This is a genomic window from Burkholderia sp. Ac-20349 (assembly GCF_017104865.1).
Taxonomy (GTDB): domain Bacteria; phylum Pseudomonadota; class Gammaproteobacteria; order Burkholderiales; family Burkholderiaceae; genus Burkholderia; species Burkholderia aenigmatica.
Map to the genome: position 1 here is coordinate 27,494 of NZ_JAAGPM010000060.1, position 21,233 is coordinate 48,726.

18 protein-coding genes are annotated in these 21,233 nt (G+C 66.6%); 4 read left to right on the plus strand and 14 right to left on the minus strand.

What is annotated here, in order from left to right; translation table 11 throughout:
- Positions 1-46: 46 nt before the first annotated feature.
- Positions 47-1,099, plus strand: coding sequence for an RNA-guided endonuclease TnpB family protein (locus tag G3N61_RS20360; RefSeq protein WP_043177564.1), 1,053 nt, complete (start codon positions 47-49; stop codon positions 1,097-1,099).
- A gap of 13 nt (positions 1,100-1,112) precedes the next feature.
- Here the strand turns inward: G3N61_RS20360 and G3N61_RS20365 are convergent, their stop codons facing one another.
- The gene (locus G3N61_RS20365) at positions 1,113-2,579 is read right to left on the minus strand and encodes an oligosaccharide flippase family protein (protein ID WP_043177567.1); all 1,467 of its coding nucleotides are present in this window, start codon (positions 2,577-2,579) and stop codon (positions 1,113-1,115) included.
- A 26-nt stretch (positions 2,580-2,605) separates the two neighbouring features.
- Positions 2,606-4,798, minus strand: a complete 2,193-nt coding sequence (locus G3N61_RS20370) for a hypothetical protein (RefSeq protein WP_205823430.1) — start codon at positions 4,796-4,798, stop codon at positions 2,606-2,608.
- Between the two features lie 497 nt (positions 4,799-5,295).
- Between G3N61_RS20370 and G3N61_RS20375 the strand changes: the two genes are divergently transcribed.
- The 3 genes from G3N61_RS20375 to G3N61_RS20385 are packed head-to-tail and all read left to right on the plus strand — an operon-like array spanning position 5,296 to position 8,400.
- Complete coding sequence (locus G3N61_RS20375; RefSeq protein WP_205823427.1) at positions 5,296-6,360, plus strand: acyltransferase; 1,065 nt, start codon at positions 5,296-5,298, stop codon at positions 6,358-6,360.
- Positions 6,361-6,395: 35 nt separating this feature from the next.
- The gene (gene gmd / locus G3N61_RS20380; RefSeq protein WP_043177574.1) at positions 6,396-7,442 is read left to right on the plus strand and encodes a GDP-mannose 4,6-dehydratase; all 1,047 of its coding nucleotides are present in this window, start codon (positions 6,396-6,398) and stop codon (positions 7,440-7,442) included.
- Positions 7,429-8,400, plus strand: coding sequence for an NAD-dependent epimerase/dehydratase family protein (locus tag G3N61_RS20385; protein ID WP_205823428.1), 972 nt, complete (start codon positions 7,429-7,431; stop codon positions 8,398-8,400). The genes gmd and G3N61_RS20385 overlap by 14 nt, the downstream gene beginning before the upstream one ends.
- 108 nt (positions 8,401-8,508) lie before the next feature.
- Here the strand turns inward: G3N61_RS20385 and G3N61_RS20390 are convergent, their stop codons facing one another.
- The 12 genes from G3N61_RS20390 to G3N61_RS20445 form a co-directional block, all read right to left on the minus strand.
- The gene (locus tag G3N61_RS20390) at positions 8,509-9,699 is read right to left on the minus strand and encodes an O-succinylhomoserine sulfhydrylase (RefSeq protein ID WP_089453356.1); all 1,191 of its coding nucleotides are present in this window, start codon (positions 9,697-9,699) and stop codon (positions 8,509-8,511) included.
- 245 nt (positions 9,700-9,944) lie between these two features.
- Entirely contained in the window at positions 9,945-11,477 is a 1,533-nt protein-coding gene (purF, locus tag G3N61_RS20395) for an amidophosphoribosyltransferase (protein WP_043177580.1), read from the minus strand.
- A gap of 51 nt (positions 11,478-11,528) precedes the next feature.
- Complete coding sequence (locus G3N61_RS20400) at positions 11,529-12,023, minus strand: CvpA family protein (RefSeq protein WP_027782633.1); 495 nt, start codon at positions 12,021-12,023, stop codon at positions 11,529-11,531.
- 6 nt (positions 12,024-12,029) lie between these two features.
- Positions 12,030-12,872, minus strand: coding sequence for an SPOR domain-containing protein (locus tag G3N61_RS20405; protein ID WP_205823429.1), 843 nt, complete (start codon positions 12,870-12,872; stop codon positions 12,030-12,032).
- 29 nt (positions 12,873-12,901) lie between these two features.
- Positions 12,902-14,212 carry a bifunctional tetrahydrofolate synthase/dihydrofolate synthase gene (gene folC, locus G3N61_RS20410; RefSeq protein ID WP_043177589.1) on the minus strand — a complete coding sequence of 437 codons (1,311 nt, stop codon included), beginning with the start codon at positions 14,210-14,212 and terminating at the stop codon, positions 12,902-12,904.
- A 100-nt stretch (positions 14,213-14,312) separates the two neighbouring features.
- Positions 14,313-15,185 carry an acetyl-CoA carboxylase, carboxyltransferase subunit beta gene (gene accD, locus G3N61_RS20415; RefSeq protein ID WP_043177592.1) on the minus strand — a complete coding sequence of 291 codons (873 nt, stop codon included), beginning with the start codon at positions 15,183-15,185 and terminating at the stop codon, positions 14,313-14,315.
- A gap of 64 nt (positions 15,186-15,249) precedes the next feature.
- Positions 15,250-16,065, minus strand: a complete 816-nt coding sequence (gene trpA / locus G3N61_RS20420; RefSeq protein ID WP_089453358.1) for a tryptophan synthase subunit alpha — start codon at positions 16,063-16,065, stop codon at positions 15,250-15,252.
- Positions 16,066-16,154: 89 nt separating this feature from the next.
- On the minus strand, positions 16,155-17,006 hold the full coding sequence (locus tag G3N61_RS20425; RefSeq protein ID WP_089474484.1) for a site-specific DNA-methyltransferase: 852 nt from the start codon (positions 17,004-17,006) through the stop codon (positions 16,155-16,157).
- A gap of 9 nt (positions 17,007-17,015) precedes the next feature.
- Positions 17,016-18,209, minus strand: a complete 1,194-nt coding sequence (gene trpB / locus G3N61_RS20430) for a tryptophan synthase subunit beta (RefSeq protein ID WP_043177597.1) — start codon at positions 18,207-18,209, stop codon at positions 17,016-17,018.
- 55 nt (positions 18,210-18,264) lie between these two features.
- Positions 18,265-18,966 carry a phosphoribosylanthranilate isomerase gene (locus G3N61_RS20435; protein WP_043177600.1) on the minus strand — a complete coding sequence of 234 codons (702 nt, stop codon included), beginning with the start codon at positions 18,964-18,966 and terminating at the stop codon, positions 18,265-18,267.
- Positions 18,963-19,775 carry a tRNA pseudouridine(38-40) synthase TruA gene (truA, locus tag G3N61_RS20440; protein ID WP_175025305.1) on the minus strand — a complete coding sequence of 271 codons (813 nt, stop codon included), beginning with the start codon at positions 19,773-19,775 and terminating at the stop codon, positions 18,963-18,965. The genes G3N61_RS20435 and truA overlap by 4 nt, the downstream gene beginning before the upstream one ends.
- The coding region (locus tag G3N61_RS20445; RefSeq protein ID WP_277405110.1) for a FimV/HubP family polar landmark protein at positions 19,775-21,233 on the minus strand (1,459 nt) is incomplete at its 5' end. The genes truA and G3N61_RS20445, both read right to left, overlap by 1 nt.

Here is a 21,233-nt window from a genome sequence, read left to right on the forward strand (position 1 = left end):
ACGGAGTGCCGTTGACAGGCGGCAATCCAACGTTAGAGTGACCGGTATGATTCTTGTCTACCGCTACCGGGTGAAATCGCTTAACGGACTGCTTAACAAGCAGAGCCGTGCGGTGAACTACGTCTGGAACTTCTGCAATGACACGCAAAAGCACGCGCTCAAGTGGCGCAAGAAGTGGCCGACGGGTTTCGACCTGAACGTGCTGACGACCGGTAGCAGCAAGGAGCTCGGTATCCACTCGGGCACCGTCAACGCAACGTGCGAGCAATTCGCGAAGTCGCGCAACCAATACCGTCGGCCTTACCTGCGTTATCGCGGCAAGAAATCGCTTGGCTGGGTGCCTCTGAAGGGCCGCGACCTGAAGCGTGAGGGTGACGCGTTTCGCTTTGCCGGCAATACCTTTCGCGTGTTCAACAGTCGCCCGCTTCCCGACGGCAAGATCAAGGACGGAACCAATTTCGCACAGGACGCGCGCGGCAACTGGTTCCTGAATATCGCGATCGAAATGCCCGATGTCCGGGCGCGCCCGATCGGTGCCGGCGTGGGTATCGATCTCGGCCTGAAAGATTTCGCCACACTTTCGACCGGCGAAAAGCTGCCCAACGACCGGTTTGGTCACCGTGCGGCCGAAAAGCTGGCGAAAGCCCAACGCGCGCGAAAGCACAAGCGGCATATCGCGAAGCTGCACGCCAAAGTTGTGAATGCCCGGGCTGATTTCCAGCACAAGCTCGCGCTCGATCTGATTAGACGCTTCGACTACATCGCGGTCGGCAACGTGTCGGCTGCCACGCTCGCCAGAACCAGGATGGCGAAGAGCGTCTACGACGCAGCCTGGTCGTCCTTCCGAAACAAGCTCCGCTACAAGGCGATCGCGCACGGAGCCACGTTCGAGGAAGTCGACGAAAGCGGTTCTACCCAGTCCTGTTCGGCGTGCGGGTCGAAAGACAGCACAACGCGGCCGAAAGGTATCGCGGGACTGCGAATAAGAGAGTGGGCATGCGGTGACTGTGGTGTCGTACATGATCGTGATACCAACGCTGCTTTGAACATTCTCCGATGCGGACGTGCATCGCCAGGTGTGGGAATCTCCCGCCGTTAGTTGGGGGAGGACGTCAAGCAGTTTTCCTCGCATTGAGACGGACGAACAGGTCGCGCACCAGCGCACGCAACCCCGGTGTCATCGTGAGCGACCACGCAACATTCAACAGCAGCACGACCGCGCACATGCCGATCGACTCGACGAGCCCCGGCCACGCTTGCGCCAGAAACAGGCTCGCCAGCAGGAATGCGAGATGCGCGAGCATGTCGAGCACGATCGCGCGCATCCGGATCGCCGACAGATACAGCAGCACGCCGTAGTCGACGAGCGCGCGCGCCGCGACGACCACCGCCGCGCCGATCAGCCCGAAGTGATGGATGCCGTACCACAGGCCGCCGACGAAGAACGGCATCTCGACGAGCCCGGCGAACGCCGCGCGGGCCGGGTTGACCTGCGACTGGATCAGGATCCGCGTGACGCTCGCCTGGCCGACCAGCCACACGCTGATCACCAGCACGCGGCCGACCGGCGCCGAATGGGCGGCGAGATCCGAGCCGACCCACAACGTGAGGAACGGCGCGAGCGCGAAGATCGCGACGATGCCGACCGGCGTGAACACGCCGTTCAGGAATTCGAGCGACTGGCGCGCAAGCGTGTCCGCGTGGTCTCGACCGACGGCCGACAGGCGCGGGAACAGCGTGCGCACGAGCGCGTTCGGCAGCATGTTCAGGCGCGTGACGAGGTTCTGCGGCACCGTGTAGTAAGTGACGAACTTCGCGCCCATGCCGGCGCCGAGCATCACGCGGTCGAGCGTGTCGGCGATCATGCTCGTCGTGCTCGCGATCAGCATCCAGCCGCCGAAGTTGAACAGCCCTTTCGCGGTGCCCCACTGCGGCGGATCGATGCGCCGGATCCCGAGCACCTTGATGCTGGCGTGGCCGAGCATCACCGCCGCGACCAGGCGCGCGACGACCGCCGCGGCGAGCACCGTCTGCAGGTTCGGCGCGATCCACCACGCGGCGCCGAGCGGCAACAGCTGGAACAGAAACGTGCCGATCGTCTGGTTCGTGTTGAACACGCCAAAGCGTTCGGCGCCGTTGATCGCGCCGGCGAACACCCACGACACGTTCGCGAGCGGAATCGCGAGCGCAAGCCACGGCAGCGCGAGATACACCTCGTGCTGCATCGCCGCCGACACCTTCGTGAAGTACGCGGTATAGATGAACGCGCCGAAATAGATCAGCAGCCCGCCCACGATGCCGGTGCCGAGGTTCAGCCAGAACGCGCTCCAGAACACGCGTGCGCTTTCGTCGGCGTTGCCGCTCGCGAGCGCCTTCGAGATGTGGTTCTGCGCCGCCATGCTCATCCCGAGATCGAGGATCCCGAAATAGCCGATCAGCGTCCACACGAGGCTGACGACGCCGTAGCGTTCGACGCCGAGCGCGTGGATATAGGCGGGCACCGTCACCAGCGACACGAAGGTCGGCAGGATCAGCCCGATGAAGTTGATCGAAACGTTCTTGAGTATGCCTTTGTCCATGCTTCTGCCTTGTGTGACACCGCTCGTCACGGTTTCCAGCGATACATCAGCACCTTGCCGCGCGCGTCTTCCTCGACGAACACGAGGTACTCGCCGTTCTCGCGACGGAATGCGCTGATGCCGAATGGCACGTCGACCCAGCCGGATGCCTTGCCGACCTCGGTGCCCGGGCTCATCACGCCCACTTCCTTGCCGGTTTCCTTGTCGTACACGTGGATCTTGCCGACCGGCTCCACCCCGAACAGGTAACGGCCCTCGGCCGTGAGCCCGATCAGGTCGAAGATCGGCTTCGCGTCGAGCTGCCACGGCAGCGCGACCTGGTAGCGCACGACCGGCGAACCCGTCGACCACTTGTCGAAGCGCACCAGCACGCGCCCCACTTCCTTGTTGATACCCGGCTGCGGCGGTGCGTCGGCCGTGTAACCGGTCACGTACAGCGTGTCCGTCTGCGCGTCGTAGATCGAGCGGCGCAGCTGCGTGAACGGCTGCGGCATCGGGTAGGTCGTGACCTTGTCATACGAGTAGATCGGGTTGCCGGCCTTGTCGACGCCGCCGTACTGGAAGCGGTGGATCCCGCGCACGTCGCTGGTGCGCCAGATGTCGCCCTTCGTGTCGACCCACCAGCCCCAGCCGCCCGCCTTCGCCTTGCCGGTCGTGTTGATCGTGAACTCGTCGGCATCCAGCCGGCCGTTGCCGTTCGCATCGCGCCACAGCCAGTCGCCGCCCGGCGGCTTGTTCGGCACGTTGTCGACCGGCCGCGCACGGCCCGCGATCAGCCCGGACGGAATCGCGACTTCGCCGTCGCGCTTCGCGTCGAAGCGGTAGATCTTCAGGTGATCGGCGTACATGTCGGTCAGGTACAGGAACGTGCGGCCGTCGAGGCGACGCGCGATCGGCATGCCGGGCCACTGGTCCGTATGGAACACCGGGTCGTCCGGATACTTGAAGCGGTTCGACAGGAAGCCGACGTATTTCCAGTCCTGGCCCGGCGGCTTCGACAGGTCGAGCTCGAAGCGCTTGTTGCCCGTGTACACGCTGTTCGGCCGCGCCGGGTCGAGCCATGCGCCATCGACGAACAGCAGCCCCTGCACCTGCCAGCGCTGCTTGCCGTCGGGCGTGTAGCTGTCGAGCACCGCGCCGAGCCCTGCGCCGATCGTGGCGTGACGCGGCCCGATGCCGTTCATCGATACATAGATGTTGCCCGCACGGTCGACGCCGACGCCCGTCAGCCCGTTGAAACGCTGCGGCCCCGGCCGGCCCGGCACCGGGCCCGCGAAAATGCCGCCGCGCTCGCCGAGCGTGCCCGACTGCGCATAGCCCTTGCCGCCTTTCGAGAAGATCAGGATCTGCTGGCGCGGCCCGTTGTCCGCGATCAGTACGCGCCCTTTCGCGTCGACGGCCACGTCCACCGCATCGGTGCCTTCCGGCAGCGCGGGCGCGTCGTCGAGCTTGCGGCCGTCGGCACGCACGTGCACCAGGTGCGCGGGCCCGTTGATCGTGTCCGTGAGCAGCCACAGCGTGCCGTCGCCCGCGAGCGCGATGCGGCCCGGCTCATGGACGCTCCACGTGCCCTTCTGCTGCATCGTCTCCGCGTCGTACACGTCCACCGCGTCGCGCGACGGATTCGTCGCGAACAGCGTCTTGTCGTCGGCCGCGAGGCCGCCGACTTCCGCCTTCTGCTCGCCCACTTCCGAGCGCGCGGGCGCCGGCACCTCGTTCATCATCATGAAGCTCGCGGCCATCCGCGCGCGGCCGGCATCGGCACGTCCGCCGGGCGCCACCTGCGGCGCCGCGCGGAACGGCGCGGGCTGCTTCATGTCGCCGATCGTGCGGCGCGAGATGCCGAACCACTGCTTGCCCTTGTCCGGCCAGATGCCGGGCGACTGCAGGTGGCCGCGCTCGTTGCCGACACCGATCGCGACGTACACATACTTGCTGTTCACGGCGATCGCGCTGCCGCCGAGGTTGCCCCAGCCGTGCGTGCCGCCGGCGAAGCCGAGCATCTTCCCGTCCTGGTAGACACTCGCCTCGGCCCCGCTCTCGTCCCACGGCGCATTCGTATACACCTTGCCTTCAGGCGTCACCGCGATCGCGCGGATGTCGATCTGCGTCCAGCTGCCGTCGCCATAGCCGAACGTGTTGCCGATCCACGACGTCGTCGCGGGCAACACCGTTTCGGCCGATGCGGCGCTCGCCAGCAGCGCCGCACCTACCGTCATGCCTACCAGAATCAGACGTCGCAATGCGCTTCTCCAGACTCGATGCATAAGCGACCGGGACCGCGGCGCATGGCCGCCCGACCGTCCTGTCGCGTGTGGGTTTCAAACGTCGCGATGCAGGTTACAAGCAAAAATAATCACAAGAAATTTGGAAATATTTGGGGATGTTTCCGCCTGAAATATCGAGCCGGAACAGGGTCGAAAAAACACTCAAAAGCGGCAATAACGACCGCCTTTCGCTTTCCAGCCCGTAGAAAATGCCGCTTTGCGCCGCCTGCCGGGGCTGTCCGGGCGGCAACCTTTCATTCCGCGACCGGAATAATCGGCATTTGAATGTTTTCCATCAGATAAATGACGCGCGTTTTTTTACCGATTTCTTTTCCCTAGAATCGATTTCGATTCGATATTTCATTTAATGGCATGCATTACGTTCACGTTTACGCATCGGATGTGCGACACGCCCCGGCTCACGCCGCGCGTCGCGAAGGAGCGGCGCGATGACGGGCATCTCGCGACCCGCGAACCTCACCCCGCCGCAACACGGCCGTATCGTGCAGCTCGACGGGCTGCGCGCGATCGCGGTGGGCGCCGTGTTCCTGCAGCACGCGCTGAAGGCGCCGCTCTGGATGGGTGTCGACCTGTTCTTCGTGCTGAGCGGCCTGCTGATCACCGGCATCCTGCTCGATCGCAAGGCGCGCGGGCAGTCGTACTTCAGCCACTTCTACGCACGCCGCGTGCGCCGCATCCTGCCGCCGTACGTGCTGCTGCTGGTGGTGTCGACGATCCTGTTCGGCGCGAGCTGGCTGCCGCACTGGCCATGGTTCGCGTTCTTCTCGACCAATATCGGGCTGTCGCTCGGCAGCATCGGCCACGACAGCCTGAACGTGCTGTGGTCGCTCGCGGTCGAGGAGCAGTTCTATATCTTCTGGCCGTTCGTCGTGCTGTGGTGTTCGGAGCGCGCGCTGCTGTGGGTCGCCGCCGCGCTGATCGTCGCCGCGCCCGTGCTGCGCGCGATCGCGACGCCGTGGTTCGACTCGTTCTGGCCGATCTACTACCTGACGCCGTTCCGGATGGACCTGCTCGCCGCGGGCGCGCTGCTCGCGATCGTGCTGCGCCGCGACCGGCGCGCGCTGGAGCCGTTCTACCCGCTCGCGATCGTCGGCGCGCTCGTGTCGCTCGCGATCCTCGGCTGGCTGCACCTGTCGTTCCCGCGCTTTCGCGCCGCGAACACGCCGCTGTCGAATGCCGCGCTCTACAGCATCTCGCTGCTGCTGTGCACGTCGATCGTCGTGATCGCCCTGCGCGGCCGCGGCATCGTGCAGCGCGTGCTGACGAACCCGATGCTCGTCTACGTGGGCACCGTCAGCTACACCGTGTACCTGATCCACCTCAGCGTGCTGTATGCGCTGTGGCCGCTGCACCTGAACCGCTTCGTCACGGCCGCGCTGGCGCTTGCGATCACGCTCGCGTACGCAACCGTGAGCTGGTACGGCTTCGAACGGCGCCTGACGCGCGGCCCCGCGCGCCGCGTGCTGCCGGCCGCCGCCAGCACGACCGCCTGAATTTCATCATCCATCGTTTCTACCAGGACAACGTCATGAGCCAAACTCGCAAGAAGGCCATCATTACCGGGATTTCGGGGCAGGACGGCGCCTACCTGACCAAGCTGCTGCTCGACAAGGGCTACGAGGTCACCGGCACCTACCGCCGCACCAGCTCGGTGAATTTCTGGCGCATCGCCGAGCTCGGCGTCGACACGCACCCGAATCTCTCGCTCGTCGAGCACGACCTGACCGACGCCGGCTCGAGCCTGCGCCTGCTCGAACGCGTGCAGGCGGACGAGCTGTACAACCTGGCCGCGCAGAGCTTCGTCGGCGTGTCGTTCGACCAGCCGGCGACGACTGCCGAAGTGACCGGCATCGGCCCGTTGAACCTGCTCGAGGCGATCCGCGTCGTGAGCCCGAAGACGCGCTTCTACCAGGCCTCGACCTCCGAGATGTTCGGCAAGGTGCAGTCGATTCCGCAGACGGAAGCGACCTCGTTCTATCCGCGCAGCCCGTACGGTGTCGCGAAGCTGTATGCGCACTGGATGACGGTGAACTACCGCGAGTCGTACGGCCTGTTCGGCAGCAGCGGCATCCTGTTCAACCACGAATCGCCGCTGCGCGGCCGCGAGTTCGTCACGCGCAAGATCACCGACACCATCGCGAAGATCAAGCTCGGCAAGGCGACCCGCCTCGAGCTCGGCAACCTCGACGCGAAGCGCGACTGGGGCTTCGCGCTCGAGTACGTTGAAGGCATGTGGCGCATGCTGCAGGCCGACGAACCCGACACCTACGTGCTCGCGACCAACCGCACCGAGACCGTGCGCGATTTCGTGCGGATGGCGTTCGCGGCCGCGGGCTACCAGATCGAATGGACCGGCAAGGGCGAGCAGGAGCGCGGCCTCGACGCGTCGAACGGCAACGTGCTCGTGGAAGTGAACCCGAAGTTCTACCGCCCTGCCGAGGTCGACCTGCTGATCGGCTGCGCCGACAAGGCGAAAAGCAAACTCGGCTGGGAACCGAAGACGACGCTCGAACAACTTTGCCAGATGATGGTCGAAGCGGATTTGACGCGGAATCAACACCATGACACGTTCTGAAGCCGGACGCCCGTCGCGCCGTGCGTTCGTCACGGGCCTGACGGGCTTCACGGGCCGCTACATGGCCGAGCGCCTGCAGGCGGCCGGCTATGACGTCTGGGGCACGGTCGCGCCTGGCGTGGCGCAGCCCGACGATCCGGCCTTCGCGCACTGCACGCTGCTGCCGGTCGACCTGCTCGACGCGGAGGCCATGCGCGCGGCGGCCGCCGACGCCCGGCCCGATGCGGTCGTGCATCTCGCCGCCCGCGCGCATGTCGCACAGGACGAGCCGTCGCAGACTTACGCGGTCAACATCGTCGGCACGCGGAACCTGCTGGCCGCGCTTGCGGGCCTCGACCGCCGCCCGTCGGCCGTGCTGCTCGCCAGCAGCGCGAACATCTACGGCAATTCGACGGCGGGCGTGCTCGACGAAACCGTCGCGCCCGCCCCGGCGAACGACTACGCGGTCAGCAAGCTCGCGATGGAATACGCGGCGAAGCTGTGGGCCGACCGGCTGCCGATCGTGATCGCGCGGCCGTTCAACTACACGGGTGTCGGCCAGAGCGATGCGTTCCTGCTGCCGAAGCTCGTCGCGCACTACGCGCGCAACGCACCACGGATCTCGCTCGGCAATCTCGACGTGAGCCGCGATTTCTCCGACGTGCGCGACGTGACGGCCGCGTACCTGAAGCTGGTCGAAGCCGCGCCGGCCGGCGAGACGTTCAACGTCTGCTCGGAGCGCGCGTATTCGCTGAAGGAAGTGCTGGCGATGCTGTCGCGTATCGCCGGCTACGTGATCGACGTGACGATCGATCCGCGTTTCGTGCGGCACAACGAGGTGAAGAGCCTGAGCGGGTCGCGCGACAAGCTGCGGCGCGCGGTGGGCGAGCTGCCTGTCACGCCGCTCGACGAAACGCTGCGATGGATGGTGGACGCGATGCGCAGCGACGCGCATGCGGGCGGGCATCCCGCCGGGTAAGTCGGGCGATTGGCATCGACACCAAAACGAAGGGCCGTTCGCGCAAGCGAACGGCCCTTCGTCCATCGTCACGTCAAATCACGTCACGGCAGGCGTGACGTGCCGCGCTCAGCCTTCCAGCCCGCGCGCGAGATCGCGGCGCAGGTCGCCCGCATCTTCCAGGCCAACCGACAAGCGGATCAACCCTTCGCTGATCCCCGCTGCCGCACGCGCTTCCGGCGTGATGCGGCCGTGCGTGGTCGTCGCCGGATGGGTGATCGTCGTGCGCGTATCGCCGAGGTTGCCGGTGATCGAGATCAGCTTCGTGTTGTCGATCACGCGCCACGCGTTCGCGCGCTGCTGTTCGGGCGTGTCGCCCTTCAGCTCGAACGACACGATCGCCCCGCCCGCCTTCTGCTGACGCTTCGCGAGTTCGTGCTGCGGGTGCGATTCGAGGCCCGGATGAAACACGCGCGCGACGGCCGGATGCGAATCGAGCCAGCGCGCGATCTCCAGCGCGTTCGCCGATTGCTTCTCGACGCGCAGCGACAGCGTCTCCATCCCCTTCAGCAGCACCCACGCGTTGAACGCCGACAGCGTCGGGCCCGCGCTGCGCACGAACGGAAACACCTTGCCCATGATGAATTCCTTCGAGCCGACCAGCGCACCGCCGAGCACGCGGCCCTGGCCGTCGAGGAACTTGGTGGCCGAGTGCATCACGACGTCCGCGCCGAGCTTCAGCGGCTGCTGCAGCACCGGGCTGCAGAAACAGTTGTCGACGACGAACAGCGCGTTCGATGCCTTCGCGATCTTGCCGATCGCCTCGATGTCGGCAAGTTCGGTCAGCGGGTTCGACGGCGTCTCGAGGAAGAACATCTTCGTTTCCGGACGCACGGCTTCCTGCCATGCGTTCAGGTCGGTCGGGTCGACGAAGGTCGTCGTGATCCCGAACTTGCTGAAGATCTGCGAGAACATCCCGAGCGTCGAGCCGAACAGGCTGCGCGAGCTCACGAGGTGATCGCCCGCCTGCAGCGCGGCCATCACGACCGACATGATCGCGGCCATGCCCGACGCCGTCGCGATGCACGCCTCGCCGCCCTCGAGCGCCGCGAGACGCTCCTGGAACATGGTGACGGTCGGGTTCGTGAAGCGCGAATAGGTGAAGTAGTCTTCCGAGTTCGCGAAGCGCTCGGCCGCGTCGGCCGCGCTCTGGAAGCAGAAGCTCGACGTGAGGAACAGCGCTTCCGAATGCTCGTTGAAGTCGCTGCGCAGCGTGCCCGCGCGCACGGCAAGCGTGTCGAAGTTGAGGGAGTCGTCCATGTTCCGTTTTCCGTATTCGATGGCCGCGCGAGTGGCGCGAACCCAGTCAAAACCAGGCCAAAACAAAAAGCCCGCTATGCGTCGGCATCAGCGGGCTTCGGTGCGGTACGACAGCGATCGACTCGGGCCGGTTGCCACCGGCCTTCGCTTTAGCTGTTTTGGGAAGTCGCCCCGCGTCCGCAAGCTGATATCAAATCGACGCAAGGCCACATCCTATCACGCCTCGTCAGAAGCGTGCGCCGGTGTCACTCGACCGACAGCTGCAGGTTCATCTGCGAGCGTTCGGTATCGCCAGCCGTATCGCGATCGGCCTGCGATGCCGGCGTGAGGCGCGCGCGCTCGATTGCATCGAGATACTCGGGCGTCACGTCGCCGGTGATGTAGTTGCCGTCGAAGCACGACGCCTCGAAGCCTTCGAGCTTCGGGTTGATGTCGCGCACCGCGCGGCGCAGATCGTCGACGTCCTGGTAGATCAGGTGGTCGGCGCCGATGATCTTCGCGACGTCTTCATCGGTGCGGCCATGCGCAACGAGCTCGCCGCGCGTCGGCATGTCGATGCCGTACACGTTCGGGAACTTCACGGGCGGCGCCGCCGACGCGAAGATCACCGACTTCGCGCCTGCATCGCGCGCCATCTGCACGATTTCATGCGAGGTCGTGCCGCGCACGATCGAATCGTCGACGATCAGCACGTTCTTGTCCTTGAACTCGATGCTCATCGCGTTGAGCTTCTGGCGCACCGACTTCTTGCGCACGGCCTGCCCCGGCATGATGAAGGTACGGCCGACGTAGCGGTTCTTGAAGAAGCCTTCGCGATACTCGACGCCGAGCTTCGCGGCGACCTGCATTGCAGCCGGGCGCGACGAATCGGGAATCGGCATCACGACGTCGATCGGCACGTTCGGCAGTTCGCGCTTGATCTTCTCGGCGAGATAGTCGCCCATGCGCAGGCGCACGTTGTAGACCGGCACGCCGTCGAGGCACGAATCCGGACGCGCGAGGTACACGTATTCGAACATGCACGGGTTCAGCGTCGGCTGCTCCGCGCACTGCTGGCTGTGGAAGTTACCGGCCGGATCGATGAAGATCGCTTCGCCCGGCTGCACGTCGCGGACGAATTCGAAACCGATGCCTTCGACCGCCACCGACTCCGATGCGACCATCCACTCGGTGCCGTGCTCGGTTTCGAGCTTGCCGATACACAGCGGGCGGATGCCGAACGGATCGCGGAACGCGAGCAGGCCGTAGCCGGCGATCAGCGACACGATCGCGTACGAGCCCTGCAGGCGGCGATGCACGCCCGCGACGGCCTTGAACACCGACGCAGGATCGAGCTCCAGGCCGGTGGTCGACAGTTGCAGCTCGTGCGCGAACACGTTGAGCAGCACTTCGCTGTCGGAATTGGTGTTGAGATGCCGGCGGTCGATCCGGAACATCTCGTCCTTCAGTTGCTGCCAGTTCGTCAGGTTGCCGTTGTGCGCGAGGATGATCCCGAACGGCGCGTTCACGTAGAACGGCTGCGCCTCGGCTTCGCTCGACGCCGAGCCGGCGGTCGGGTAACGCACCTGGCCGATGCCGTAGGTGCCGGGCAGGCTGCGCATGTTGCGCGTGCGGAACACGTCGCGCACCATGCCGTTCGCCTTGTACATGTGGAAATTGCTGCCGTCCGCCGTCGCAATGCCCGCCGCGTCCTGACCGCGATGCTGCAGCAGCAGCAGGCTGTCATAGATCAGCTGGTTGACCGGGGATTGGGAGATAACGCCTACGATGCCGCACATGGCATGTCCTTCAGAATGACAAAATCGGTTCCGTCCTGCCCGGCCGCGTCGTCACACGCGTACGTACTGGGCCATGCCGTCGGGCAGGAGCTGCTTCAGCTCGTGCACGCCCTGTTCGGCGAAAGGACGCAATAGCGCATTGCGCCAGAAATCCTGTTTGGGCAGCTCGGTCAGCCCGGCCGCCGCGACCAGCAGCACCACCAGCACGCAGCCGCGGACGAGCCCGAACATCATGCCCAGCGAGCGGTCGACGCCGCCCAGGCCACTCGCCTGCGCGATCCGCGACAGCAGCGCGTTTGCGACACCGGCGACCAGCACCACGCCGATCACGAGCAACGCGAAGGCGATCACCCACTGCGTCAGCGCGCCGCCCGGCCAGTTCGCCGGAATATACGGCACGACGAGTCCGACGTAGCGGCCCGCGATCACGATCGCCGCGATCCAGCCGATCAGCCCGAAAATCTCGGACACGAAGCCGCGCCACGCACCGCGCAGCGCCGACAACACGATCACCGCCAATACAGCGTAGTCGAAAGCCGTCAGCATCGTGCGTTACTGCGTCAGACCGGCTTCGCGCACCTTCGCGATCGCGGCGGAAGCCGCCGCGCGATCCGCGAACGGGCCCGCACGCAACAGTGTAGCCGTGCTGCCGTCTGCCTGCTTGCGATGCTCGACATATGCGGGCACGCCCGCCGATTTCAACTTGGTGGCCCACGAACGGGCCGTCGCGTCGTCCTTGAACGACCCGAGCTGCACCGCGAAGCGCGCACCGGCCGGCGACGACGGCGACGACGCATCGCCGCTGTCCGGACTCGCGGCGTCGACATTCGCGACGGCCGCGGGCGCGGGTATAGGCTTCGGCGCAGCCGGCTTCGCCACGGGGGCAGCCGGTTTCGGCGCGGGCTTCGGCGGCGTCACGCTCGCCGTGGTCGTGGTATCGGGTTTCGCGGCCGGCTTGTCGGCGCTCTTCGGCACCGGAGCCGGTGCAGCCGCAACGTCGACCTCGGATGCCGGCGGTTCGTCGTGCGCGACGCCTGCCTGCACGTCGGAGGCGTCATCGTCGCGCGGTGCGACCGCCTGGTGCGCGGGCCGGTTCGGAATGTCGATTGCGATGTCGTCCGTGACCGGCTTCGGATGCGAATCGAGCACCATCGGCAGCACGATCACGGCGGCGACGACGAGCGCGATCGCGCCGACGAGGCGACGGCGCGCGCGTTGCTTTTCTGGAAGGGTCGGATCGAGGAGCAGGGCATCCGATTCCGGACGCTCCGTGCGGCGCGAGCGTCGCTCGACGCGTTCAGTGCGCTCCGTGCGCACGTTCCGGGAGGTCCCGGTGCGACCGCCGCGCCGCGGGGGCGCGTCGTCGTCTTTTTTGCCGAACGAGAAAATTCCCATGAATGGCTGAGTCCGAAACTGCCCGTCAGTCAGTGTTGCTGCGATTTACGGTAGGCCAGCACGCCGGCAACCGTATGGAAACTGCCGAAAACCACGATTCTATCATTCTCGGATGCTCTTTTTAGTGCATCGCGAAACGCTTCTGCGGGCGACGTATAACGCGTCACGCTCGAATCGGGCCCCTCCTCCACGCCGGCCTTGCGCAGCGCGGCTTCGAGCTGCTCCGCGGAGGCCGCGCGCGGCAGCGGCAGGTCGGTCACGCACCAGTGGTCGATCTCGCCCTTCAGGTGCTGCAGCACGCCATCGATGTCCTTGTCGTGCATCGCGCCGAACACCGCGTAGGTGTACGGGAAGAAGCCCATGTTGCCGAGGTTCTGCTCGAGCACGGCCGACGCATGCGGGTTGTGCGCGACGTCGAGCACGATCGCCGGCTTGCCGGGCAGCACCTGGAAGCGCCCCGGCAACTCGACGTTCGCGAGGCCGAGCCGGATGTCCTGCGCGGACACCGGCAGCACCGGGCGCAGCGCTTCGAGCGCGGCGAGCGCGGCCGACGCATTGATCAGCTGATTCGCCCCGCGCAGCGCCGGATACGCGAGCGCCGGATAGCGCTTCTCGCGGCCGAGGTAGCTCCACTGCTGGCGCTCGGCGCCTGCCTGCGCCTCGTAGCGGAAATCGCGGCCGACCAGCCACAGATCCGCGCCGATCGCTTCCGCATGGTCGATCAGCGTCTGCGGCGCGGCCGGATCGCCGCAGACCGCCGGCTTGCCCGGACGGAAGATCCCGGCCTTCTCGAACGCGATCTTCTCGCGCGTGTCGCCGAGATACTCGGTGTGGTCGATGTCGATGCTCGTGATGATCGCGCAGTCGGTGTCGATGATGTTGACCGCGTCGAGCCGGCCGCCGAGGCCGACTTCGAGGATCACCGCATCGAGCCCGCGCGATGCGAACAGGTGCAGGATCGCGAGCGTCGTGAATTCGAAATACGTGAGCGACACCGGCTCGGGCAGCGACGTGCGCGCGGCTTCGACGGCCTCGAAGTGCGGCAGCAGTTCGTCATCGGTGACGTTCTGCCCATTCACACGCGCGCGCTCGTTGAATTCGAGCAGGTGCGGCGACGTGTGGCAGCCGACCTTGTAGCCGGCGCGCACGAGGATCGTCTCGAGGAATGCGCAGGTCGAGCCCTTGCCGTTCGTGCCGCCGACGGTGATGACGGGACACGCGAATTCGAGCTGCAGCGCCGCCTTGACCTGCCCGATGCGGGTCAGGCCCATGTCGATGCCGACCGGGTGCGCGCGTTCGAGATGCGAAAGCCACGCGTCGAGAGTGGGAAAAGTGCTCATCGGATCAAATCTGGATCGGGACCGCCACTACGCCAAAAAACGAAGCGCGCCGCCTGGCGCTGAAGCCAGGCGACGCGCAGTATTCACAACCTTGCGCCGGTCAAGCCAGCGCGTCGGCCGGCTGACGCTGCAGCAGCGCGAGCAGCTGCGCGATCTCGTCGCGCATCTTGCGGCGGTCGACGATCATGTCGATCGCGCCCGTCTTCAGCAGGAATTCGGCGCGCTGGAAGCCTTCCGGCAGCTTCTCGCGAACCGTCTGCTCGATCACGCGCGGGCCGGCGAAGCCGATCAGCGCCTTCGGTTCGGCGATCACGACGTCGCCGAGGAATGCAAAACTCGCCGACACGCCACCCATCGTCGGGTCGGTCAGCACCGAGATGAACGGCAGCTTGGCTTCGGCCAGCTTGGTCAGCATCGCGGTGGTTTTCGCCATCTGCATCAGCGACAGCAGGCTTTCCTGCATCCGTGCACCGCCCGAAGCGGTGAAGCAGATGAACGGCACTTGCTGTTCGAGCGCGTTCTGCGCGCCGCGTGCAAAGCGCTCGCCGACCACCGAGCCCATCGAGCCGCCCATGAACGAGAACTCGAAGCAGGCCGCGACCACCGGCAGCGTGTGGATCGCACCGCCCATCACGACCATCGCGTCGGTTTCGCCGGTGTCGTCCATCGCTTCCTTCAGACGATCCGGGTACTTGCGGCTGTCCTTGAACTTCAGCGTGTCGACCGGCACGATTTCCTGGCCGATCTCGTAGCGGCCTTCCGCATCGAGCAGCCCGTCGAGGCGCTCACGCGCGCCGATGCGCATGTGGTGATCGCACTTCGGGCACACGTGCAGGTTCGCGTCCACGTCGTTGCGGTACAGCACGGCCTCGCAGGACGGGCACTTGACCCACAGGCCTTCCGGAATGCCCTTGCGGCTTTTCGGGTCGGTCTGCTTGATCTTCGGCGGCAACAGTTTGTCGAGCCAGCTCATCGTATGGTTTCCTGTTCCGTGGCGGGCCGGGCCGCATGGCCCGCTCCCGCTTCCTGTGTTGTGTTTATCGCGCCGTCTTGCCCGCGCCGTCCAGGGCGGCGCGCAGCTCGGCGATGAAAGTCTTCAGCGCGGCGGCAGCCCCCTCCGGCGCAGCGCTTTCGAGCAGCTGCACGAGGCGGCTGCCGATCACGACGGCGTCCGATACCTCGGCCACCGCGCGCGCCGTTTCGGCGTCGCGGATACCGAAGCCGACGCCGACCGGAACCGGCACGCGCGACTTGATGGCCGGGATTTTACCCGCAATGCTCGAAACATCCAGATTTCCCGCGCCGGTCACGCCCTTGAGCGACACGTAATACACGTAGCCGCTCGCGATCTTGCCGACGTCGGCGATGCGTTCGTCGGTCGACGTGGGCGCGAGCAGGAAGATCGGATCGATCTGCGCGGCGCGCATTTTCTCGGCGAACACGCCCGCCTCTTCCGGCGGATAGTCGACGACGAGCACGCCGTCGACCCCGGCCGCCTGTGCTTCGGCCGCGAACACGTCGACGCCCATCCGCTCGATCGGGTTCGCATAGCCCATCAGCACGACGGGGGTTTTGGGGTCGGTTTCGCGAAAGCGCTTCACGTCGGCGAGCACGCTCTTCAGCGTGACGCCGCGCGCAAGCGCGCGTTCCGACGAGCGCTGGATCACGGGGCCGTCGGCCATCGGGTCCGAGAACGGCACGCCGAGCTCGATCACGTCCGCGCCGCCTTCGGCGAGCGCGTGCATGAATTCGACGGTCTTGGCGGGATCGGGGTCGCCGGCCGTGATGAACGGGATCAAGCCCTTACGGCCTTGTTCGGCGAGCGCGGCGAAGGTCTGCTGAATTCGATTCATGGCAATTTTCCTATGTCGATCCGGAGTTGGCGCTTTAGCGCTTACTCCGGTCCCATACAAAGTAGCGTTCGGCGATGCGGCGGCGCGATTCACGCGCACGCCGGCGCAGCGAGCGCGTTCACGCGCTCATGCGCGATCGCGCAATAACTTTCGTTGATCTCGTAGCCGACGAAGTCGCGCCCCTGCCGTGCGCAGGCCACCGCGGTCGTGCCGCTGCCCATGAACGGATCGAGCACGCGGCCGCCCGGCGGGCAGCTTGCGAGCACCATCCGCTCGATGATTTCCAGCGGCTTCTGGGTCGGATGATCGACGCGCTCCGCGTGCTGCCGGTGCAGGCGCGAGACCGACCAGACGTCCTTCGGGTTGTAGCCCATCTCCAGCCACTTGCTGCCTTCGAACAGCTTGCGCGAGCGGGCCTTCTTCGTGTCGGCGTCGTACGGGATGCGGACCGGATCGAGATCGAAGTAATACGCCCTGGAAACCGCGAAAAAGCCGATGTTGTCGTGCACCGACGTGAAACGGCGCGTCGTGCCGCCCATGCTCGGTACGCGCCGGTCCCAGATGATCTCGTTGACCATCGTGAGTTGCGTCTTCAGGAAACTGAAGATTTCCGGCGCGTACTGCCACGTGCAGAAGATGTACATCGACCCGCTCGGCTTCAGCTTCGGAATCGCGAGCTCGAGCCACTCGCGCGTCCACGCGAGGAAATCGTCGCCCGAACGCTTGTCCGAGTCGTTGCCGTAGTCCTTGCCGAGCCCGTACGGCGGATCGGCGACGATCAGGTCGATCGACGCGTCCGGCAGGTGCGCGGCATGGGTCAGGAAATCGCGGTTATGCAGTTCGATACCGGACGGCAGCGCGCGCGGCTCGGCAGCGGCAGGCTGAACCGCCCCCGCCTCGCTCGCGGCACCGCCGCCCGGTTCTTCGATCAGGTCACGCATCGGTCGGGGTCAGAGCTCGATGCCCGATCGCTCGGCGACCGTGTGCATGTCCTTGTCGCCGCGGCCCGACAGGTTGACGAGCAGGATCTTGTCCTTCGGCAACGTCGGCGCGAGCTTCACGCCATACGCAATCGCGTGGCTCGACTCGAGCGCGGGAATGATCCCCTCGATCCGGCAGCAGTCATGGAACGCCTTCAGCGCTTCCTCGTCGGTGATGCCGACGTACTGCGCACGGCCGCTGTCCTTCAGCCACGCATGCTCGGGGCCGACGCCCGGATAGTCGAGGCCCGCCGACACCGAATGCGTCTCGATGATCTGGCCGTCGTCGTCCTGCAGCAGGTAGGTACGATTGCCGTGCAGCACGCCCGGGCTGCCAGCGATCAGCGACGCCGCGTGATGGCCCGTGTCGAGGCCGTCGCCGGCCGCTTCGACGCCGATCAGCTGCACCGAGGTGTCGTCGATGTACGGATAGAAGATGCCCATCGCGTTCGAACCGCCGCCGACGCAGGCGATCACCGCGTCGGGCTGCCGGCCCGCGAGCTCGGGCATCTGCACCTTGCACTCGTCGCCGATCACGCGCTGGAAGTCGCGCACCATCATCGGGTACGGGTGCGGGCCCGCGACCGTGCCGATGATGTAGAACGTGTTCTCGATGTTCGTGACCCAGTCGCGCATCGCTTCGTTCAGCGCATCCTTCAGCGTGCGCGAACCCGATTCGACCGGCACCACCGTCGCGCCGAGCAGCTTCATCCGGTAGACGTTCGCGGCCTGGCGGCGCACGTCTTCCGAACCCATGTAGACGACGCACTCCATCCCGAAGCGCGCGCAGATCGTCGCGGTCGCGACACCGTGCTGGCCGGCGCCCGTCTCGGCGATCACGCGCTTCTTGCCCATGCGCTTCGCGAGCAGCGCCTGGCCGATCACGTTGTTGATCTTGTGCGCGCCCGTGTGGTTCAGGTCTTCGCGCTTCAGGTAGATCTGCGCGCCGCCGAGCGTTTCGCTCCAGCGCTGCGCGTGATAGATCGGCGACGGACGGCCGACGAAATGCTTCAGCTCGCGCTCGAATTCGGCGACGAAATCGGGATCGTTCTGGAATTTTTCATACGCGGCACGCAGCTCGTCCAGCGCGTGAATCAGCGTCTCGGCGACGAACGTGCCGCCATACGGGCCGAAGTGGCCGCGGTCATCAGGAAGGTTGTACATGGTGTCTCTCTCGATCGGTCGGTGCACCCCGCTTTCGGGGCTGCGCCGGCTTGCATCACCCGGCGTCCGCTTCGCGCACCGCGCGTACGAACGCCGCCATCCGGGCGTGATCCTTCACGCCCTTCGCGCCCTCCACTTCGATGCCACTCGAGACATCGACAGCAAACGGGCGCAACTGGCGAATCGCATCACCGACGTTTTGCGCGCTCAAGCCACCACTCAAAACGGCCCGATGCGCGAGCTCTGCGGGAATAAGAGACCAATCGAAGACCTTGCCGCTACCACCGTAATCCGGCACCAGGGTGTCGAACAGGAGGCCGCGCGCTTTCGAATAATGAAGACCCGATTCTACCAAATCGGCCGATTGCGTCGAGGGGCCGACGCGCACCGCGCGCAGCCACGGCAGGCGTGCCGCGCGGCCAAGCGCGTCGCACTGCTCGGGCGTCTCGTCGCCATGGAGCTGCAGCAGCGTGAGCGGCACGTCGCGCACGACGGCCTCGATCTCGGCCTCGGTCGCGTTCACGAACAGCCCGACCACCGACACGAACGGCGGCGCGAGGCGCGCCAGCTCGGCCGCCTGCGCGATCGACACCGCGCGCGGGCTCTTCGGGTAGAACACGAGGCCGATCGCGTCGGCGCCGAGCGCGGCCGCGTGCAGCACGTCCTCGGGCTTCGACAGCCCGCACAGTTTGATGCGCGTGCGCGGCGGCAGGCCGGCCGCGGCGAAAGTCGAGGGAGACACGGCGTGATCCGTCATGATTGAGGGTCCAGATCGGCCCAGACGCTGCTCCACGGCACGCTGCCGAGCTGCGCGGGCGGGACGGCGAATTCCGCCGGGTAGCCGACGTGGGCAAGGTACAGCCCGTCGGCCATGAACGTGGGCGCCGCAAGCTTGCGGTCGCGCCCGGCCAGCACGTCGGCCAGCCAGTCGGCCGGATAGCGGCCACGACCGACCGCGACGAGGCAGCCCATCAGGTTGCGCACCATGTGGTGCAGGAACGCGTTCGCGCGGAAGCGGAAATGAATGAAGTGGCCCACGCGCCGCACGTCGATCTGGTACAGGTGTTTGACCGGCGTCTTCGACTGGCATTCCGACGACCGGAACGACGAGAAGTCGTGCTCGCCGATCAGGTGCGCGGCGGCGGCACGCATCGCATCGTCGTCGAGCGGCGTGTGGATCCAGCCCGCGCGCCCCGCCAGCATCGGCGAGCGCACGGGATGGACGTACAGCGTGTAGTAATACGTGCGTTCGAACGCCGAGAAGCGCGCGTGGAACGTCTCCGGCATCGGCTTCGCCCACTGCACCGCCACGGTCGACGGCAGGAACGCGTTGGTGCCGCGCACCCACGAGAACACCTCGCGATCGAGGTCGGTATCGAAGTGCACGACCTGGCCGAGCCCGTGCACGCCCGTGTCGGTCCGCCCGGCCACCGTCGTATGCAGCGGCACGCGCGCGAACTCGGCCAGCGCGTGCTCGAGCCGATCCTGCACGGTCTTGCCGTGCGGCTGCGCCTGCCAGCCGCAGAACGCGGCGCCGTCGTACTGAATGCCGAGCGCGATCCGCATCACGCCTCGTCCGCCAGTTTCGCAAGCAGCGCGCGCGCATCGTCGCGCGTCGCGGCGTCGTTCGCGTCGACCACTTCCTGCAGCAGCGTCCGCGCGCCGGACAGGTCGCCCAGCTCGACGTACTCGGATGCGAGATCGAGCTTGTTGCGCGCGATGCGGGCGAGCTCGTCCGGCGTCAGCGCCGGCAATGCGGCGCCCGGCGCGGACGGCAGGTCGAGATCGAAATCGAGCTTCAGCGCACCGAACTGCGCGCCGCCGAGCGGCGGCAGCGACGACGTCGCGAACGGGCTGCCCGTGTGGACGGCAGGCGTCGCCGCGTCCGGATCCCAATCGAACTCGTCGTCCTGGTCGGCCGGATGTTCCGGGGCCGGCGTGGTCGAGCCCATCGGCAGGTGCCGCGCGGCTTGACCGTTAGTTGCAATTTTATCGGTGTCGGACTGCCCTGCCCGTGCAGCGGGCTCGTCCGTCGCCGACTCGTCGGATGTGCGCGGCGGCAGCGGCATGTCGAGGCTGCTGAGCGCGCTGATCGCGTTCTGCATCAACGCCGCGTGCTGCGCTTCGGCTGCCACGGGTGCAAGCGGCGTCTCGGCAGCCTTTTCCGCCGGCTTTTCGGCAGCGATCTGCTCTACCGGCTCGGCATCGCGCGGAGCCGGCGCCGCCTCGCTTGCGGGCGGCACTGCGGCGTGCGCGGGCGGCTCGTCATACGGCTTCGCCGCTTCTTGCACCGGCGACACATCCGTGTCGGGCGGCTCGACCGTCTCCGCCGCCGCGGCGGTCGCCGCAGCAAGGCTCAAGTCGGAAGCCGCGTCACGCGCGACCGGCATTTCAGGCCGGATCGGCAGTTCAGGTTCGACGGTCGGCGCGACTGCGGCTTCCGCAGCCGCGGCACCGCCCGCTACGGACGCGGCAGCCGTCGCACCCGTGCCCGCCTCTTCCGTGCCCCGGCCTTTCCGGCGCTTGCGCCACGCGAAACCGGCCGCGAGGACGATCACGGCCGCACCGGCTACCGCGGCCGGACGCCAGTCCATCTCGCTACTGCGTGCAGGCGCCGCCTCCGGTGCGACCGGTTGCGCGGGCGCCGATACCGAGGCCGGCTGCACCGCGCTGGCGGCGACGCCGGACGCGGCTTCGCCTGCCGTCGGCGCGGCAGCGGATGCACCTGCCTCGTTCGCGGCCGGAGGCGCGACGGGCGCGCGTGCCGGGGACGGAGCCGGCGCGGCGTCGTTCGTCGTGGCCGGCTTGCCGATGCCGTGCTTCTGCAATTCCATCAGCACGCGGTTCTTCAGCGCCAGCAGTTGCTGCAGGCTCGACGGCCGCGGCTGCGACGCACCCGCGAACACCAGCACGCACGCGAGCGTGGCTGCCACGGTCGTCCATCCGGCCATCGACACCAGCGAGTAGAACGCATCGCGCGCTGCCTGCTTCCCGTCGCTCGCCGGTACGCGCACCAGGATCAGG

Coding starts and splice junctions, on each gene's coding strand:
- G3N61_RS20360 (WP_043177564.1), top strand. CDS start 47: ATGATTCTTGTCTACCGCTACCGGGTGAAATCGCTTAACGGACTGCTT.
- G3N61_RS20365 (WP_043177567.1), bottom strand. CDS start 2,579: ATGGACAAAGGCATACTCAAGAACGTTTCGATCAACTTCATCGGGCTG.
- G3N61_RS20370 (WP_205823430.1), bottom strand. CDS start 4,798: ATGACGGTAGGTGCGGCGCTGCTGGCGAGCGCCGCATCGGCCGAAACG.
- G3N61_RS20375 (WP_205823427.1), top strand. CDS start 5,296: ATGACGGGCATCTCGCGACCCGCGAACCTCACCCCGCCGCAACACGGC.
- gmd (WP_043177574.1), top strand. CDS start 6,396: ATGAGCCAAACTCGCAAGAAGGCCATCATTACCGGGATTTCGGGGCAG.
- G3N61_RS20385 (WP_205823428.1), top strand. CDS start 7,429: ATGACACGTTCTGAAGCCGGACGCCCGTCGCGCCGTGCGTTCGTCACG.
- G3N61_RS20390 (WP_089453356.1), bottom strand. CDS start 9,699: ATGGACGACTCCCTCAACTTCGACACGCTTGCCGTGCGCGCGGGCACG.
- purF (WP_043177580.1), bottom strand. CDS start 11,477: ATGTGCGGCATCGTAGGCGTTATCTCCCAATCCCCGGTCAACCAGCTG.
- G3N61_RS20400 (WP_027782633.1), bottom strand. CDS start 12,023: ATGCTGACGGCTTTCGACTACGCTGTATTGGCGGTGATCGTGTTGTCG.
- G3N61_RS20405 (WP_205823429.1), bottom strand. CDS start 12,872: ATGGGAATTTTCTCGTTCGGCAAAAAAGACGACGACGCGCCCCCGCGG.
- folC (WP_043177589.1), bottom strand. CDS start 14,212: ATGAGCACTTTTCCCACTCTCGACGCGTGGCTTTCGCATCTCGAACGC.
- accD (WP_043177592.1), bottom strand. CDS start 15,185: ATGAGCTGGCTCGACAAACTGTTGCCGCCGAAGATCAAGCAGACCGAC.
- trpA (WP_089453358.1), bottom strand. CDS start 16,065: ATGAATCGAATTCAGCAGACCTTCGCCGCGCTCGCCGAACAAGGCCGT.
- G3N61_RS20425 (WP_089474484.1), bottom strand. CDS start 17,006: ATGCGTGACCTGATCGAAGAACCGGGCGGCGGTGCCGCGAGCGAGGCG.
- trpB (WP_043177597.1), bottom strand. CDS start 18,209: ATGTACAACCTTCCTGATGACCGCGGCCACTTCGGCCCGTATGGCGGC.
- G3N61_RS20435 (WP_043177600.1), bottom strand. CDS start 18,966: ATGACGGATCACGCCGTGTCTCCCTCGACTTTCGCCGCGGCCGGCCTG.
- truA (WP_175025305.1), bottom strand. CDS start 19,775: ATGCGGATCGCGCTCGGCATTCAGTACGACGGCGCCGCGTTCTGCGGC.